The organism is Pseudomonas sp. B21_DOA, from assembly GCA_030544685.1.
Classification (GTDB): Bacteria; Pseudomonadota; Gammaproteobacteria; order Pseudomonadales; family Pseudomonadaceae; genus Aquipseudomonas; species Aquipseudomonas fluorescens_AO.
The window spans coordinates 2,769,387-2,786,594 of sequence record CP086683.1 but is presented as its reverse complement, the minus strand read 5'-3'; the positions used below and the strand labels follow the sequence as shown (position 1 = coordinate 2,786,594).

At 62.1% G+C, this 17,208-nt stretch carries 15 protein-coding genes, 3 pseudogenes and 1 riboswitch; of the genes and pseudogenes, 3 read left to right on the top strand and 15 right to left on the bottom strand.

Annotated elements, in window-relative coordinates:
- Nucleotides 1-144 precede the first annotated feature (144 nt).
- The gene (locus LJU32_12805) at nt 145-1,416 is read left to right on the top strand and encodes an outer membrane protein transport protein (protein WKV90894.1); all 1,272 of its coding nucleotides are present in this window, start codon (nt 145-147) and stop codon (nt 1,414-1,416) included.
- 209 nt (nt 1,417-1,625) lie between these two features.
- Here LJU32_12805 and LJU32_12800 read toward each other — a convergent pair whose 3' ends face one another.
- The 13 genes and pseudogenes from LJU32_12800 to cobO all read right to left on the bottom strand — a co-directional run bounded on the left by LJU32_12800 (nt 1,626) and on the right by cobO (nt 13,130).
- On the bottom strand, nt 1,626-2,186 hold the full coding sequence (locus tag LJU32_12800; GenBank protein ID WKV90893.1) for a glutathione peroxidase: 561 nt from the start codon (nt 2,184-2,186) through the stop codon (nt 1,626-1,628).
- A gap of 173 nt (nt 2,187-2,359) precedes the next feature.
- Nucleotides 2,360-3,568, bottom strand: a complete 1,209-nt coding sequence (locus LJU32_12795) for an MFS transporter (GenBank protein WKV90892.1) — start codon at nt 3,566-3,568, stop codon at nt 2,360-2,362.
- 52 nt (nt 3,569-3,620) lie between these two features.
- The gene (locus LJU32_12790) at nt 3,621-4,025 is read right to left on the bottom strand and encodes a MarR family transcriptional regulator (protein ID WKV90891.1); all 405 of its coding nucleotides are present in this window, start codon (nt 4,023-4,025) and stop codon (nt 3,621-3,623) included.
- A 174-nt stretch (nt 4,026-4,199) separates the two neighbouring features.
- On the bottom strand, nt 4,200-4,922 hold the full coding sequence (locus tag LJU32_12785) for an adenosylcobinamide-GDP ribazoletransferase (GenBank protein ID WKV90890.1): 723 nt from the start codon (nt 4,920-4,922) through the stop codon (nt 4,200-4,202).
- Between the two features lies 1 nt (nt 4,923).
- Nucleotides 4,924-5,498 (bottom strand): annotated as a pseudogene (locus LJU32_12780) (alpha-ribazole phosphatase family protein).
- Nucleotides 5,495-6,550: a nicotinate-nucleotide--dimethylbenzimidazole phosphoribosyltransferase gene (gene cobT / locus LJU32_12775; GenBank protein ID WKV90889.1), complete on the bottom strand. Its 1,056-nt coding sequence runs from the start codon at nt 6,548-6,550 to the stop codon at nt 5,495-5,497. The pseudogene LJU32_12780 and the gene cobT overlap by 4 nt, the downstream one beginning before the upstream one ends.
- The gene (gene cobU / locus LJU32_12770; GenBank protein ID WKV90888.1) at nt 6,547-7,068 is read right to left on the bottom strand and encodes a bifunctional adenosylcobinamide kinase/adenosylcobinamide-phosphate guanylyltransferase; all 522 of its coding nucleotides are present in this window, start codon (nt 7,066-7,068) and stop codon (nt 6,547-6,549) included. The genes cobT and cobU overlap by 4 nt, the downstream gene beginning before the upstream one ends.
- A 120-nt stretch (nt 7,069-7,188) precedes the next feature.
- Complete coding sequence (locus tag LJU32_12765) at nt 7,189-8,640, bottom strand: cobyric acid synthase (GenBank protein WKV90887.1); 1,452 nt, start codon at nt 8,638-8,640, stop codon at nt 7,189-7,191.
- On the bottom strand, nt 8,637-9,629 hold the full coding sequence (gene cobD, locus LJU32_12760) for a threonine-phosphate decarboxylase CobD (protein WKV90886.1): 993 nt from the start codon (nt 9,627-9,629) through the stop codon (nt 8,637-8,639). The genes LJU32_12765 and cobD overlap by 4 nt, the downstream gene beginning before the upstream one ends.
- The gene (cbiB, locus tag LJU32_12755) at nt 9,622-10,530 is read right to left on the bottom strand and encodes an adenosylcobinamide-phosphate synthase CbiB (protein WKV90885.1); all 909 of its coding nucleotides are present in this window, start codon (nt 10,528-10,530) and stop codon (nt 9,622-9,624) included. Before cbiB ends, cobD begins: the two co-directional genes overlap by 8 nt.
- Nucleotides 10,527-11,177 carry a 5,6-dimethylbenzimidazole synthase gene (bluB, locus tag LJU32_12750; protein WKV90884.1) on the bottom strand — a complete coding sequence of 217 codons (651 nt, stop codon included), beginning with the start codon at nt 11,175-11,177 and terminating at the stop codon, nt 10,527-10,529. The genes cbiB and bluB overlap by 4 nt, the downstream gene beginning before the upstream one ends.
- A pseudogene (locus LJU32_12745) lies at nt 11,174-12,555 on the bottom strand (cobyrinate a,c-diamide synthase). Before LJU32_12745 ends, bluB begins: the two are co-directional and overlap by 4 nt.
- Nucleotides 12,552-13,130 (bottom strand): cob(I)yrinic acid a,c-diamide adenosyltransferase, encoded by a 579-nt coding sequence (gene cobO, locus LJU32_12740; protein WKV91087.1) that lies wholly within the window; start codon nt 13,128-13,130, stop codon nt 12,552-12,554. The pseudogene LJU32_12745 and the gene cobO overlap by 4 nt, the downstream one beginning before the upstream one ends.
- 112 nt (nt 13,131-13,242) lie before the next feature.
- Nucleotides 13,243-13,472: riboswitch (cobalamin riboswitch) on the bottom strand.
- A gap of 164 nt (nt 13,473-13,636) precedes the next feature.
- On the opposite strand from cobO, the gene LJU32_12735 reads away from it, so the two are divergent.
- Both LJU32_12735 and LJU32_12730 read left to right on the top strand, forming a co-directional pair.
- The gene (locus LJU32_12735) at nt 13,637-14,221 is read left to right on the top strand and encodes a hypothetical protein (GenBank protein ID WKV90883.1); all 585 of its coding nucleotides are present in this window, start codon (nt 13,637-13,639) and stop codon (nt 14,219-14,221) included.
- Nucleotides 14,222-14,287: 66 nt separating this feature from the next.
- Entirely contained in the window at nt 14,288-15,601 is a 1,314-nt protein-coding gene (locus tag LJU32_12730) for a sorbosone dehydrogenase family protein (protein WKV90882.1), read from the top strand.
- Nucleotides 15,602-15,727: 126 nt separating this feature from the next.
- Here the strand turns inward: LJU32_12730 and LJU32_12725 are convergent.
- Both LJU32_12725 and LJU32_12720 read right to left on the bottom strand, forming a co-directional pair.
- Nucleotides 15,728-16,263 (bottom strand): annotated as a pseudogene (locus LJU32_12725) (C40 family peptidase).
- A gap of 215 nt (nt 16,264-16,478) precedes the next feature.
- Complete coding sequence (locus LJU32_12720) at nt 16,479-17,096, bottom strand: NlpC/P60 family protein (GenBank protein ID WKV90881.1); 618 nt, start codon at nt 17,094-17,096, stop codon at nt 16,479-16,481.
- Between the last annotated feature and the right edge of the window lie 112 nt (nt 17,097-17,208).

The following is a 17,208-nucleotide window of genomic DNA, read 5'->3' as shown; positions in this document are numbered from 1 at the left end:
AGGCGGTTTCACAAGTTCTCGCATCAGGCCGCCATTTTGGTCGGATTGTCCTACAAAACCGCTCTAACTCAAGGCATACAGGCTATAGCGCTGGGACGAAAATGTTGGTAATTTTCGCCCCGGTGATCACCAGGAGTTCTAATAATGAAAAAAGTCATGCTCAAAACCACCCTTAGCCTCGCCGTTACCCTTGCCTCCACACAAATCTTCGCGGCAGGTTTTGCCCTCAACGAACAAAGCATCAGTGGCATGGGGACTGGTTTTGCCGGGCGATCTTCTTCTGCCGACGACGCAAGCACTGTTTATGGCAACCCGGCCGGCATGGCGCGCATCAAGCGCGAACAGGTCACCGGTGGCGTCGCCGTTGTCGATGCACACACCGATATCAGCAACGCCAGCTCCAGCCCTAACGGCGGCAGCAACAAAGGCGACATGGTGCCCTTCACCGCTGTACCTATGGGCTTCTATGTAAAACCGATCGATGATCACTGGGCATTCGGTCTCGGTGTGTACGTGCCGTTCGGTCTGATCACAGATTATGAAAACGGCTTTGCCGGTCGTTACTTCGGCAGCAAGTCCGAAGTACAAGTCATCACCTTCCAGCCAACCGTCAGCTACGCCTTCAACGACAAGGTGTCGATCGGTTTCGGCCCGACCATCAACCGCATCGACGGCGCGCTGGAATCCAACCTGTCGATCACTCAGGCACTGCCGGATGGCAAGGTCAAGATCAAGGGTGACGACACCGCGCTGGGCTACAACGTCGGTTTGCTGGTCCAGGCCACTGACACTACCCGCCTGGGCCTGACCTATCACTCCAAGGTCGACTACAAGCTCGAAGGCAACACCAAGGTCAACTACGGCGCGCTGGCGCTCGTGGGTGTCGGCGCCAACCAGAAGTACGACGCTTCGCTGAAGATCACCACACCGGAATCCGTGGACTTCTCGGTCACCCAGGCGATCAATGATCGCTGGAACGTCTACGCCGGTACCACCTGGACTCGCTGGAGCCAACTGGACAAGATCACCGTGAAGAACTCCGGCGTGCAGCCTCTGCTGGCCGGTCAGTTCGGTTCGATCAACGAAGACCAGAACTGGCATGACTCCTGGGCCTACGCCGTGGGTACCTCGTACCAGTTGAACAAGGAATGGGTACTGCGTACCGGTCTGACCTTCGATCAGTCTCCGACCAACAATGAAGACCGCTCGCCGCGTATCCCGACTGGCGACCGTACCATCTTCAGTATTGGTGCCGGCTGGAGCCCGACCGACGATCTGACCATCGATGTCGCGTACTCGTACCTGAAAGAAGAGTCGGTCAACATCCGCAACGAAAACGCTCGTGGCCAGACCTACGATGCCAAGTATGAAAACTCGGCAAACGGCTTCGGTGTCGGCGCGACTTACCGCTTCTGATGCTCGATGGCGAGGCTAACCCCTCGCCCACTAAAAAGCCCCGCTCTCTTTACAGAGGCGGGGCTTTTTCTTGCCTGCCACTTATCACTGGAACGACTAAATCACCCTTGTGGGAGCGAGCCTGCTCGCGAAGGCGGTATGTCAGATGTAGATTTGCGGCTGACACACCGCTTCGCGAGCAGGCTCGCTCCCACAGGGTAAAGCATGAGTCAGTGAGTCAGCGGTTCGGAGGCAATGGCCTTTTCGATCGCGGCGATAAACTCGGGGTCATCCGGTTTGGTCAAGCTGGAAAAACTCGCCACGACCTTGCCTTGCCGGTCCACCACGTACTTGTAGAAATTCCACTTCGGCGCATTGCTCTGCGCGGCCAGCACCTGGAACAGATGCGTGGCGTCGTCGCCGCGAACTTTCTGCGGCTCGGTCATGTTGAAGGTCACGCCGTAGTTGGCGTAGCAGACCTTGGCGGTTTCGGCGCTGTCCTTGGACTCCTGCTTGAAATCGTTCGACGGCACGCCGAGCATCTCCAAGCCTTGAGATTTATAGCGTTTGTTCAGCGCCTCGAGCCCTTCGAACTGTGGAGCGAAACCGCAGAAGCTGGCGGTATTGACCACCACCAGCGGCTTGTCGGCGTACTGCTTGCACAGATCGATGGATTCCTTGGCGCGCAGCTTCGGCAGCGAGCCTTGCAGCAGCTCAGGGCAGTCGGCAGCCTGGGCCAGGCCAGTCAACGCCATCAGCAACGCGGGAACAGCACACCAGCGCATCAACATGTCGAACTTCCTTGGGCAGTCATCAGGCTTTGACGTTACTCGCCACGCTGCGATCTAGCAAATGCTCATGCCCAACTGCATCAGCGCCAGACCGCCGCGCTGCCAGCCCCACCACACCAGCACCAATAGCGCAGCAGCCATTGCGGTGATGGCGAATCGCGCGCAGATCCGGCTCATGCTGCGCTCGCAGCGGCTTGCAGGCGCGCCACCGGACGCTCGCGCACCGGCCAGTTCAGCGCCGCCGCCAGCAGGCTCAAGAGAACCGCCACTTGCCAGATCAAGTCATAACTCCCGGTTCGGTCGTACACCACCCCGCCCAGCCAGCCGCCAAGGAAGGAGCCGAGCTGATGGAACAGGAAGACGATGCCGCCGAGCATGGACAAATTGCGCACGCCGAACAAGGTCGCCACCGTACCGTTGGTCAACGGCACCGTCGACAGCCACAGGAAACCCATGGCCATGCCGAACAGATACGCCGTGGTGGTCGTCACCGGCAACCACAGGAACAGCACGATCACCACTGCGCGCAACAGATACAGCGCAGTCAACAGACGCGGTTTGGACATGCGGCCACCGAGCCAGCCGGCGGTGTAAGTGCCGAAGATATTGAACAATCCAATCAACGCCAGCACCGTAGTGCCGACACTGGCGGGCAGATGCTGATCGACCAGATACGCTGGCAAGTGCACACCGATGAACACCACCTGAAAACCGCAGACAAAAAAGCCGAACGCCAGCAGCCAGAAACCGGAGTGCGAGCAGGCTTCACGTAGCGCTTCGCCAAGGGATTGTTCGTGGCCAAGCACCGGCAGCGGCTTGTCTTTCAGCATGCTCACCAGCGGCACAATCATCGCCACCAACAGACCCAGCACCAGCAATGCGGCGGACCAGCCGAGCCAGCCGATCAAACCGAGCGTGCCCGGCAACATGGCGAACTGGCCGAACGAACCGGCAGCGCTGGCGATACCCATGCCCATGCTGCGTTTGTCGGCCGGGACAGCGCGACCGACCACGCCGAGGATCACCGAGAACGACGTGCCGGACAAACCAATGCCGATCAACAGGCCGGCGCTCAGCGACAAAGTCATCGCCGAGTCGGACAGGCCCATGCACACCAGACCCAGCGCGTAAAGCACGCCGCCGACCAGCACCACTTTCGCTGCACCGAAGCGGTCAGCCAGCGCACCGGTGAATGGCTGCGCCAGGCCCCAGATCAGGTTTTGCAGGGCGATGGCGAAGGCGAACACTTCGCGACCCCAGCCGAACTGTGCGCTCATCGGCGACAGGAACAGACCGAACCCGTGGCGCACGCCCAATGACAACGCCAGGATCAGCGCACTCCCCAGCAACACCCAACCGCACGTCCGCCACATCGTTGTCATTGTTATTCTCCAGTCGCGGGTATATACCCGCTTGAGCGCGAAGAAACCGGCGTCAGGCCAGTTCGTCGAGCAGTTTGAGCAAGGTTTCGCGCTTCTCGGCACCGAGCCGGTCGATCAGCCGTTGTTGCGCCGCTTCCCACGCCGGCAATGCCGCTGCCAGGCGCTGCACGCCGGTTTCGGTGAGCCGGACGATACGGTTGCGCATGTCCTCGCCTTCGGCCAGCGCCACCAGACCTTCACCCTCCAGCACACGTAGATTGCGCCCGAGAGTGCTGCGATCCAGGCCCATGGCCTCGGCCAGTTCGGAAATGCTCGGCTGCTCCAGCCGCTGCAGATTGCACAGCAGAGAATACTGGGCAACGTTGATCCCGAAGCCGTCGAGAGCGCCGTCGTAATGCCTGCTGACGCCACGCGCGGCGCGACGCAGGTTGGTGCACAAACACTGAGAAGGAAGCATGATGCGTGTATATACCCGCGAGTGTATTAAATCAAGTTACAGATGAGTGTATCCACGCATTTGTGGCGCCGACCGATAGCTATCGCGAGCACACTCACTCCTACAAGGAGTACGCATTCCAACTGTAGGAGTGAGCCTGCTCGCGATAAGGCCGGCATTACCAACCCAAATATTTCAGACGAGGGCCAACCCAACCACCACCCCCGTCTCCAGCAATTCCAGCAACGCCCCCGCCGTATCCCCGGTCGTCCCGCCCAGCCTCCGCATCATCAACCGCCGCAGCCAGACAAACCCGACCAGCGAAATCAGCACCGCGCCAATACCCGCGATGAACACGCAGCCCAGCGCACTCAACCCCAGCATCCACCACCCCGCTCTGCGCGGCAGATGATCGGCCAGTGCCTGGCCCAAGCCACCCGCACGCACATACGGCGTAGTCAGAAACAACCCCAACAGCGCCGCTCGCCCCAGTACCGGCACGATGATCAGCGCCAGGGTATGCCCTTGTTCGATCAGTGCCAGCAGCGCGGCAAATTTGAGCAACAACACGAGCACCAGCGTGACCACCGCAATCGGCCCGCTGCGGGGATCTTTCATGATCGTCAGCGTGCGCTCGCGATCACCGAAGCCACCGAGCCAGGCATCGGCGCTGTCCGCCAAGCCATCGAGATGCAGCGCGCCGCTGAGCAATACCCACACGGTCAACAACAGCGCCGCATGCAGCAACATCGGCGCGCCGGCAAGCAGCAGATTCAACGCATAGAGGATCAGCCCGAACAGCAATCCCACCAACGGATAAAACAGCAGCGAACGGCCAAGCTGTTGCGGCTCGGGCATGCCCGGCAGGCGAATCGGCAGGCTGCTGAGAAACTGCAAGGCGATCCACAGCGGCAACATCTCAGTGACCTTCCTTGAGCGCGCCGTCAGCCTCGACCGTCAGCGCAAACAGCGCGCCATGGCCGACTTCGACATTGAGTAACTGTTCGCGCGGCAGCCCTCGCGCCTGCGCAAGCACCAAGCGCATCACACCGCCGTGGCTGACCAGCAGAATCCGTTCGCCGGCGTAAGCCGCATGCAACCGCGCAACCGCCGCCAACACCCGCGTGGAAAACTCGCTGACCGGCTCGCCTTGCGGGGCGTGAAGCCATAAGGATTATCCCAGAACAGCCCCAGCGCTTCGGCATCCGTTTCCATCAACGCCGCCGCGCTCTGCCCTTCCCACGCGCCGAAATGCAGCTCTTGCAGATCCTTGTCCAGATGCACGGACAGGTTCAGTTGCTCGCCGAGTTCAGCAGCGAAGCGCGCGCAGCGCTGCAATGGCGAACTGACGATGCGATCCCACGGCCCGCCTTCGACCACCGCTGCACGCATCTGCGTCCAGCCGTTTTCAGTCAGCGCATCGTCGAGGCTGCCGCGCAGGCCGCCGCCGAGTTCCGTTTCGCCGTGGCGCAGCAGGTCCAGGCGCAGGCTCATGCCGGGCGATCCGCCACGGCTGCTTCGGCGAACGTCGCCATTTGCCCGTGCAGGTCACAGGCCAGACGCAACAACGGCACCGCCAACGCCGCGCCACTGCCCTCGCCCAAGCGCAGGCCGAGCTCGAGCAGCGGCTCGGCACTCAAGGTTTCCAACACATGGCGATGGCCCGGCTCGGCACCGCGATGGCCGAACAACAGCCACTCGCGACAGGCCGGATTCAAGCGCACCGCGACCAGTGCCGCGACCGTGCAGATGAAGCCGTCGACCAGCACCGCAATGCCTTCCTGCGCGCAGGCCAGATAGGCGCCAACCAACGCGGCAATCTCGAAGCCGCCGAGATTGAACAGCGTCTGCAAGGCGTCGCCACGCTGCGCGGCATGCAGCGCCAGCGCGCGTTCGATCACTTGCGCCTTGTGGCTGACGCCAGCGGCATTCAGCCCGGTACCGGGCCCGGTCAGGTGCGCCACCGGGCAATCGAGCAAGGCACAGGCCAGCGCACTGGCTGCAGTGGTGTTGCCGATGCCCATTTCGCCGCCGATGAATAACTGCGTGCCGGCGGCTTTCGCGCGCAAGACGCTGTCGCGACCGGCCTGCAGGGCCAGTTCGCCCTGCGCCTGAGTCATCGCTGCCCCCTGAGCGAAGTTCGCCGTTCCCGCGCCAATGTTCAGATGGCGCACGCCGGGCAGATTCAGCGTCGGATTCACCGTGCCCAGATCGACCACTTCCAGCTGCGCGCCGAGCTGACGCGCCAGCACGCTGATCGCCGCGCCGCCGCTGACAAAGTTGAGCAGCATTTGTCCGGTGACTTCCTGCGGATAAGCCGATACGCCTTCGGCTACCACGCCATGGTCGCCAGCGAAAATCGCGATCCAGACTTGATCCAGCGTTGGCTTGAGCTGACCTTGCAGACCGGCCAGTCGCACGGCCACCGATTCAAGGCGTCCCAGCGAACCGGCCGGTTTAGTCAACTGCTGCTGGCGCTCGGTCGCTTGCGCAACTATCTCGGCATTCACTGTTTTGCACGGGTTCAGCCACCAGGTCGGGCTCATAACGCAGGTCCTTTCAAAGTCAGGGGCAGGCCGGCGACGGTCAGGACAACGCGCTGACAACGCTCGGCCAGAGCTTGATGCAGCCAACCGGCTTCATCGACATAGCGGCGAGTCAATTCGCCCAGCGGCACGACACCCATTCCGGTCTCGTTGCTGACAAAAATGATTTCACCCGGCAACGACGCCAGGCAATCGAGCAAGGCTTCCCGCTCGGCGGCGAGACGTTCGGCGTCGTCGAGCATGAGCAGATTGGTCAGCCACAGGGTCAGGCAATCGACCAGCAGGCAGCGCTCGGCGCCGGCGGATTCGCGCAGCACGCGGGCCAGTTCCAGCGGCTCTTCGATCAACGCCCATTCAGCCGGGCGGCGCGCGCGGTGATGGGCGACGCGCTGGTTCATTTCGCCGTCCAGCGGCTGGCTGGTAGCGATGTAGGTCACCGCGAGATGGCTGTCGCTGGCGAGTTTTTCCGCCAGACGACTCTTGCCGGAGCGGGCGCCGCCGAGGATCAGTTGGAGCATGGGTTCATCCAAAAATGTGTGGTGAGACAACCGGCCCCTTCGCGAGCAGGCTCGCTCCCACAGTTGATCGCAGTTCCCTGTGAGAGCGAGCCTGCTCGCGAAGAGGCCAGCCCGAACAACTCAAATCCCACAGAGCTGACGCAACAAATCGGTATCCAGATGCTTCTCCACCAGATCCGCTAATCGTTCGATATCGCGCTCGCGCAAGCCGTGGTAATCGACCTCTTGCACATCACTCAAGCCCGCCCAGCGCAACAACGCGGCACTCGCCTCGGGAGATTCGAACAAGCCGTGCAGATAGGTGCCAAACACCTGGCGATCGGCACTTTGCGCACCATCGCAACGACCGTCGTCCAGATGCACCGCGGGGTTTTCCAGCGCCGGCCCGGTGGTTACGCCAGCATGGATTTCATAACCGCTGACTGCGGCGTTTTCCAGCGCCAGCCGCCCGCGCACGTTGCGCAGTTGCTTCTCGGCTTCAAGTTGCGTTTCGAACGCCAGCAGACCCAGGCCGGCACTGGAGCCGGCAGCGCCTTCCAGCCCAAGCGGGTCGTGCACCTGCTCGCCGAGCATCTGCAGACCGCCGCAAATCCCCAGCACCTTGCCGCCGTAGCGCAGATGTCGATTGATTGCTGCGTCCCAACCGTTGGCGCGCAGATAAGCCAGATCGCTGCGCACGCTTTTCGAGCCTGGCAGGATGATCAGATCGGCGGCAGGAATCGCCTGCCCCGGGCCGACAAACTGCAGATCCACCTGCGGATGCAGACGCAGCGGGTCGAAGTCGGTGTGATTGCTGATGCGCGGCAGTACCGGCACCACCACTTTCAACACCTGCTCGGCCTTGTCGGTTTGGCGTTGGTCGATGCCGTCCTCGGCTTCAAGGTGCAGGTCCATCACGTAGGGCAACACGCCAACCACCGGTTTGCCGGTGCGCTGCTCCAGCCAGTCGAGGCCCGGTTGCAGCAAGGCAATATCGCCGCGAAAACGGTTGATGATGAAGCCTTTGACCCGCGCCTGCTCACTCGGCGAAAGCAATTCCAGCGTGCCGACCAGATGCGCAAACACGCCGCCGCGATTGATGTCGGCGATCAGCAACACCGGGCAATCCACCGCCTCGGCAAAGCCCATGTTGGCAATATCGCCGGCGCGCAGATTGATCTCGGCCGGCGAACCGGCGCCTTCGACCATGACCAGCGGATACGCAGCGCTGAGTCGCTCGTGCGAGGCGAGCACCGCTTGCATCGCGATGGCCTTGTAATCGTGATAGGCAACGGCGTTCATCGTCGTCACCGCGCGGCCATGAATGATCACTTGCGCGCCGGTGTCGCTGTTGGGCTTGAGCAGCACCGGGTTCATGTCGGTGTGGGGTTCGAGAAAGGCCGCTTGCGCCTGCACTGCCTGCGCGCGGCCGATCTCGCCGCCGTCAGCGGTCACTGCGCTGTTGAGCGCCATGTTCTGCGGTTTGAACGGCACCACCGCCACGCCCTGGCGGGTGGCCCAGCGGCACAACGCCGTCACCAAAGTGCTTTTGCCGGCATCGGACGTGGTGCCTTGCACCATCAGAGTGGTCATGGATTGTCCTTGGTGAAAGCTTGCAAAGCCTGTTCGAGACGCAGCGCTTGCGCGGCATCGGCAGGCAGGCCGAAACGCACACTGCTGTTGTGGCTGAACAGGCGCAGGAGGATGCCGCGCCGGGCGAGGAATTCGTGCAGCGCTTCGGCGTGCTCGGTGATCAGCCACTGAAACAGCGCGCAGCCACCCTGCGGTGCAAAACCGCAACGGGTCAGCAGCGCCACCAGCCGTCCGCTCGCTTCATCGCTGCGAATCCGCTGACGGGTGTGACCCTCGGTGTCTTGCAGACACGCCGTACCGAGCACCCGCGTCGGCCCGCTCACCGCCCACGGCCCGACCTGTTCGGCGAGCAGTTTGAGCAACTTGCGCTCGGCCAGAACGAAACCGAGGCGCACCCCGGCCAGGCCGAAAAACTTGCCGAACGAACGCAACACCACCAGCCCGACCTGATGGGCATAGGGCGCCAGGCTCAGTTGCGGCGTGTTGTCCATGAACGCTTCATCGACCACCAGCCAGCCGCCGCGTTGCGCCAGCCGCGCATGCCAGTCGAGCAGGCGCGCCGGGGTCAGGCTCAGGCCGGTCGGGTTATTCGGATTGACCACCACCAGCACATCGAGACTGTCGAGAAAGAACTCGACTTCCTGCTCGAGCACTTCACGGACGATGTAACCGCTGCGCCGCCACGCTTCGGCATGCTCGGCATAGCACGGCGACAACACGCCGACCTTGCCGGCCCGGCGCAGACGCGGCAGCAACTGGATGGACATTTGCGAGCCGGCGACCGGTAGCACCTGCGCGGCGCCGTAATAATCGCAGGCCGCCTGTTCCAGTCCGTCATCGGTTTCCGGCAAGCGCGCCCAGGCGCGTAGCGGGATCTCCGGGATCGGGAACGGCCATGGCGCGAGGCCGCTGGACAGGTCAAGCCAGTCGGCCTCGGCAATCCCGTAATCGAGTGCAGCCTTGCGCAGCCGGCCACCGTGCTCAAGCATAAAATTCCGCCCCCAGGCAAAGCATCAGCAGCCACAACCATACGCCGCGCTGGACCAATTGCCAGCCACGGTCGATGGATTCGGCATCGGCCGGCGCACCTTCGCCCAGTTGCGGGCGCTCATGCAGTTCGCCGTGATAGATCGCCGGGCCACCCAACTCGACGCCCAGCGCACCGGCACCAGCTGCCATCACCGGGCCGGCGTTGGGGCTGTCCCACTTTGGCGCCTGGGTGCGCCAGCACTTCAGTGCGAGTCGGGTTTTGCCGAGCAGCGCGTAGGTCAATGCCACCAGACGCGCAGGAATGTAGTTCAATACGTCGTCGATTTTCGCCGCGGCCCAGCCGAAACGTTCGAAGCGTTCGTTGCGATAACCCCACATCGCATCGAGGGTATTGCTCAGGCGATACAGGACCACGCCCGGCGCACCGGCGACGACAAACCAGAACAGCGCGGCAAACACCGCATCGCTGCCGTTCTCCAATACCGATTCGGTGGCGGCGCGGGCCACAGCGTTGCTGTCCAGTTCATCGGTCTGGCGGCTGACCAGATAGCCAACACGCTTGCGCGCCTCGTCCAGATCATCGGCGCGCAACGCCGCCGCGACCGGCGCAACATGTTCGCCGAGGCTGCGCATGCCGAGGGCGCAATACAGCGCGAGAATCTCGACGATCCAGCCCACATACGGCGCCCAGGAAAATGCCGTGGCGAGCAAGGTCAGCGGCAGCACCGCGAGCACCCATGCGGTCACACCATGGCTGCGCCAGCCACGGCCGCCGGCGTTGAAGCGTTGCTCGATGCGCCCGGCCAAATTGCCGAACGCCACCAGCGGATGCCAGCGTTTCGGTTCACCGAGTAGCGCATCCAGCGCTACCGCGGCGACACTCAGCAACGCCACACTCATTGACTCACTCCCCAATAATTTTCGTACAGCAACTCGTTCAGCGGCCGCGCCTGCGCCCAGCCTTCGAGCACCAGCATCGGGGCCGGATAGAATTCCTTGACCGGGCCCAGACACAACACCGCCAGCGGCTTGGCACCGGTCGGCAACTTGAGCAAATCCGCCAAGGCTTGCGGCTCGAACAGCGAGACCCAGCCCATGCCCAGACCTTCAGCGCGGGAGGCCAGCCACAGATTCTGGATCGCGCAGGACAGCGAAGCCATGTCCATTTCCGGCAACGTGCGCCGACCGAAAATGTGCTTTTCGCGATCGTCCATCAGCGCCGCGACCAGCACCTCAGCGCAATCGTTGATGCCTTCGACCTTGAGTTGCATGAACTCATCGCTGCGCTCGCCAAGAGCTTCGGCGGTGCGGATGCGCTCTTCTTCCACCAGATCGCGGATCTGCCCGCGCAAGGCACGATCGCTGATGCGGATGAAGCGCCAGGGCTGCATCAGGCCGACGCTTGGGGCCTGGTGGGCGGCTTCCAATAAACGTCGCAGCAGCTGCGGCTCGACGCTGCCACCGGTGAAGTGGCGCATGTCGCGGCGTTCGGCGATGGCCTTGTAGACCGCTGCGCGTTCGGCTGCGGAGAATGTGTTGTCGGTCATGGGCCTTTCGCGAGCAGGCTCGCTCCCACAGGGTTCAGCTGATCCATTGTGGGTGCGAGCCTGCTCGCGAAGGCGGCCTCACGGTCTGGCGCAAACAATGCAGCAATCGCAGTCGGATTCGACGGAAAATAAAAGTGCACATAGGAAGCCGTCATCCGCCCCTCGCGATAAACCGCCTCAGCGCCGCGCCCGCCATTGGGGCTCAACCCCGGGCAATCGGCGTCAGCTCGGTGGTGGTCAGCGAATGGTGATACGTGTGCCCTCGCAAAGAACCTTCCGGCAATTCAACCGCCTGCAACGCCAATGCCGCCAGACGCTTCTGCATCACCGCATCACCTTTCAACAAACCGACCAGCTCAGCACGGGTGCCTTCCACGTCAGTCAGCGAATCAAGCAAATAAAGCATGCCGCCACATTCAGCGAGCAACGGCTTGCCCGCTGCGTGATGCGCGCGGATGGCTGCAAGCATCGAGGTGTTCTGCGCCAGCGCGACGTGATGCAGCTCTGGATAGCCGCCCGGCAGATACAGGCTGTCCGCCTCGGGCAATTGCGTGTCGCGGATCGGCGAGAAAAAGTGCAGCTCGGCGCCCATCGCCCGCAGCAGATCGAGACTGGCGCCATAGGTGAAGGCAAAGGCTTCGTCGTGGGCGACGGCGATGCGCACACCTTTTAATAGAGGCTCGGCTTCGATGACATCAGGCGCGGCGAACTCAACGGCCGGTGGCAGTGCAACTTGGCAACTGCTGGCCAGCGCATCGGCGGCGGCATCGAGGCGCAGATCCAGATCATTCAATTCGCTGGCCTGGACCAGACCCAGGTGGCGGCTCGGCAATTCGATGCCGGTCTCGCGAGACAGCGCGCCGTACCAGCGCAGACCTTCGGTGAGGCTGCCTTCGAGCAATTGCGCATGGCGCAAGGTGCCGACGCGGTTGGCCAACACGCCAGCGAACGGCAAGTCCGGCTGATACTTCGCCAGGCCCAGCGCCAAGGCACCAAACGTCTGCGCCATGGCGGTGCCGTCGATCACACCGAGCACCGGCACACCGAAGTGGCGCGCCAGATCAGCGCTGGATGGCGTGCCGTCGAACAGGCCCATCACGCCCTCGATCAGAATCAGCTCGGCCTCGGCGGCAGCTTCCCACAACAAACGGCGACTTTCCTGCTCGCCGACCATCCACATGTCCAGTTGATACACCGGCGCACCGCTGGCGCGCTCGAGGATCATCGGGTCGAGAAAGTCCGGCCCGCACTTGAACACGCGCACCTTGCGCCCCTGGTTGCGATGCAAACGGGCGAGTGCGGCGGTGACGGTGGTCTTGCCCTGACCGGAGGCCGGCGCGGCAATCAACACCGCCGGACAGTGACGTGGTTGCTTCAAAGTTCGACGCCTTTCTGCGCTTTGATCCCGGCCTGGAAGGCGTGCTTGAGCATGCCCATCTCGGTGACCGTGTCGCCCATCTCGATCATTTCCGGCTTGGCGCCGCGACCGGTAACGACCACGTGTTGCATCGGCGGACGCGCCTGCAAATCGCTGAGCACCTGATCGAGATCAAGGTAGCCGTGCTTGAGGGCAATGTTCAATTCGTCGAGCACCACCAGACCGATCGAAGGGTCGCGCAACAATTCCCGCGAGACTTCCCAAGCGGCGGTCGCCGCGGCGATGTCACGTTGGCGATCCTGGGTTTCCCAGGTGAAGCCTTCGCCCATGACGTGGAAACGCACCTGCTCGGGGAAGCGGCGGAAGAACAATTCTTCGCCGGTGCTGTTGCGGCCCTTGATGAACTGCACCACGCCGCATTGCATGCCGTGGCCCATGGCGCGGGCGAGCATGCCGAACGCCGAGCTGCTCTTGCCTTTGCCATTGCCGGTCAGCACCAGCACCAAGCCGCACTCGTCGGGCGAGTTGGCGATGCGTTCGTCGATCACGGCTTTCTTGCGCTGCATGCGCGCCAGATGGCGTTCGTCACGCTCGGGGAATCAGTCATAGGGAGCTCTCCGTTGAGGCTGGATAACGGCGGGCAGGCACAAGAATAGACGGCAAAAAGCCTGGCATCGCCCACCGTGATGCCGCTGAGATGGATCAGGCCGGTCTCCGGGCTCATGAGCGGCATCGGCCGGACTGCGCGCCTTCCCGCTTCTTTCGAGGCAGTGGCTCAAGGCGCAGTTTTCACTCATTTACCGTTGCGGGGGCAGCGCCGGGATCGTCGTGGCTTCGCTTGAAGACCACCCTCACCGGCTTCCCTGTTTCACTCTGTCGACGCGGGGCCACAGAGCACCTGAAACAAGCGGCGAAGGTTAGAGGGTTGGGGGTGGAGCGTCAATTGAAGAGGCGCATTGCGCGCAAATAGCTGCCGCTGATCAATTGTGCAGCGGCAATCTTGTGCCAGACTGTGACAAGTGATATCAAAGAGCCATGCTTTTTTTCCAAAAAGCCCACTACAACAATAAGGATGACGACGATGCAAGGCATGATCATCAGCAACCCGCGCCTGGAATTCCTGCGCCCGGTGCTGGAACGCTGGTTTGACTGTATCGATCGCTACAACACCGTTCGCGGCGACAACGACACGCCGTATTGGCACGACGAGAAAGCCAATCTGGGCCTGCTCGCGGCAGCGGCGTGGATGGCGGAAATGGTCACGCTGAACGACACCGCCACGCGCAAACAGAGCGAAGAAGGCGAACGCAATGCCCGCGCCGACCTGCTGATTGCCGGCGCCGAAGACCGCGCGTTCATTCAAGCCACGCAACGCTGGCCACGGGTCAACAACCTCAACCTGACCCAGGCGCTGCTCAACATTACCGTTGATGCCAAACGCATCAGCTACGCCAGCGATCTCAAGCTCGGCTGCCTTTTCGTCGCTCCGCAAAAAGCCCAGCACAGCGCCAGCCCCGAAGAACTGCAGGACATGGTCGACGACCTGCAAAAGGAGCACACCTGCGCGGTAGCCTGGTATTTCCCCTACGCCTACCGCAAATTGCACAGCGACACGGGCAATTATCATCCGGGCATCGCCATGCTGTTCAAGGAAGCCCGCGGCTGAGCAGTTGAACCATCGGGCCTGCGCCCTCCTCTATGTTTAGGAATGCATTCATAGGGAAGATCAGCAATGCGCAAGGCCCAACTCGCTCTTATCATCGCCGTCGCTGGCGGGCTCGCCGCCTGCGGTGAAACCTCCAGCCTACAAGTCTCCGACGGCACCGGCCCGTCGCCGAAACTGCCCGAACCGAACAAGACGCTGATCCCGACAGTCAACATCGCCCCGGCGGTGGGCTGGCCACAAGGCACGAAACCGACCGCAGCGGCCGGCACCCAGGTCGCGGCGTTTGCCGAAGGCCTCGATCACCCGCGCTGGCTCTATGTGCTGCCCAACGGCGACGTGCTGGTGGCGGAAACCAACGCGCCGCCCAAGCCTGACGACAGCAAAGGCATTCGTGGCTGGGTAATGAAGAAAGTCATGGGCAAGGCCGGCGCTGGGGTGCCGAGCCCGAACCGCATCACCCTGCTGCGTGACGCCGACCACGATGGCGTCGCCGAAACCCGCACGGTGTTTCTGCAGAACCTCAATTCGCCATTCGGCATGACGCTGGTCGGCAACGATCTGTACGTAGCCGACACCGATCGCCTGCTGCGCTTCAACTACGAGCCGGGTGCCACCGAGATCAAGACCCAACCGATCAAAGTCGTCGACTTGCCCGGCGGCACGCTGAATCACCACTGGACCAAGAACGTCATCGCCAGCAAGGACGGCAGCAAGTTGTACGTCACCGTCGGCTCGAACAGTAACGTCGGCGAAAACGGTCTGGATCAGGAAGAAGGCCGTGCGGCGATTTGGGAAGTGGATCGTGCGACCGGCAATCACCGCATCTTCGCCTCGGGCATCCGCAATCCCAACGGCCTCGCCTGGGAACCCACCAGCGGCGCGCTGTGGACAGCGGTCAACGAGCGTGACGAAATCGGTAGCGACCTGGTGCCGGACTACATCACCTCGGTCAAGGACGGCGGCTTCTATGGCTGGCCCTTCAGCTACTACGGACAACATGTCGATGAACGGGTCAAACCGCAGAACCTCGATCTGGTGGCCAAGGCCATCGCTCCAGATTACGCCGTCGGCCCGCACACGGCTTCGCTGGGCCTGACCTTCGCCGAGGGCAACAGCCTGCCGGCGCAATTCAAGGAAGGCGCATTCATCGGCCAGCACGGCTCGTGGAACCGCAAACCGCACAGTGGCTACAAAGTGATTTTCGTGCCGTTCACTGGCGGCAAACCGACCGGGCAGCCGGTGGATGTGCTGACCGGTTTCCTCGACAAGGACGAGAACGCGCTGGGCCGCCCGGTGGGCGTGGTGATCGATCAGCAAGGTGGCTTGCTGGTGGCGGATGATGTCGGGAACAAAGTGTGGCGCGTTTCGGCCAGCAAATAAGCTAAGCGCGACGCAAAAATGTGGGAGCAAGCCTGCTCGCGAAAGCGGTTTATCAGTCAAATCATGGTCGGCTGACACTCCGCCTTCGCGAGCAGGCTCGCTCCCACATTTCGTTATGCATTCGAACTATGGGTTATGCGCCAACTGTCCCGGCTGCAACACCCGCTTGGCGCTCAGATACGCCTTCTGCCAATAAGCCTTCGACAGGCTGTCGAGTTTGACCGTGCCGCCCGTGGCAGGTGCATGCACGAAGCGCCCCTCACCCACGTAAATCCCCGCATGGCTGACCTGCGAGCCGCCATTGGTGGCGAAGAAGATCAGGTCGCCGGTCTGCAAGCCTTCCTTGCCCACATTCGGCGCCTGCATGACGATCATTTCGCGGGTCGAGCGCGGCAGCGAGATGCCCGCCGCGTCGCGGTAGACGAAACCGATCAGGCCACTGCAATCAAAACCGGAATCCGGCGTATTGCCGCCCCAACGATACGGCGTACCGACCAGGCCCAAGGCACGGAACAGCACGTCTTCAGCAACAGGGGAAAAGTCTGGGTAGGTGCGAACACGATTGGCGCGCGAACCACGGGGGCTGGCGGCGGTGTACGGCTGGCGCAGGCGCTGAGCAGCGCGACGCAAAGAATCAAGGTGAGGCGGGCCGACATCGTCATAAGCAGAACATCCTGATCTGGCTGCGGCTTTCTCTGCCGAATGGACAGAAACAAAACCGCCTGCGTCATCACGCAGGCGGTTTGCCATCAATATAGATTCAGGATTCTAGCGGCTACGCGGCAAACTTCAAGTAAGACTTTAACTTCACCTTGTAAAGTTTACGTCTACTCCGTTGCCGGGCCGTCTTGTCGCCGCGAATGCAGCGACATCGGGGTTACTTGCGAGCGGTGACCACGGTCGGCGCCATGGCGAGTGCACGCTTGGCTTCGATGAAGGTCTTGCTCCAGTAGCTGTCACCCAGGCTGTCGATGCGAACACCGCCACTGCGACGACTGCTGGAGTGAATGAACTGGTTGTCACCCAGGTAGATCCCGGCGTGACTGACACGACCGCGACGACCATTGGTGGCGAAGAACAGCAGATCACCCGGCTCAAGGTTGCTGCGCGAAACCAGCGGCGCATCGACGTTGATCATTTCACGAGTGGAGCGCGGCAGGTTCATGCCCGCCTCTTCGCGGAACAGGTAACCGATGAAACCGCTGCAATCGAAGCCGGCTTCAGAAGTACCGCCGAAACGGTAACGAGTACCGATCAGGGACATGCCGCGTTCGAGGATGCTGTCAGCCAGCACAGGCAGCTGATAAGGCTTGCTGCCGTTGAACTGGTTGAGTTCTTTTTCGGTATCCAGCTCTTCCTGGTAAATAACGGAAGACTGGGCGGTAGCAGAATTCTTGACCTGTTGCGGCGGCTCTTGAACCGGAGAATGAGCAGCACAACCGAATAACAGGGTAACGAGTGCGAGAGGCACGAGGGGTGCGAAGCGCTTTAGCATGGGCACGACCGTGGCTGATAGTTGTAAAGAAGCCGAGACTATGCCCGCTATCGTCCTCATTTGCAAATTCAATCGAACTTTATGTGACTTCCCGGTTTCGCGTTTACATCTA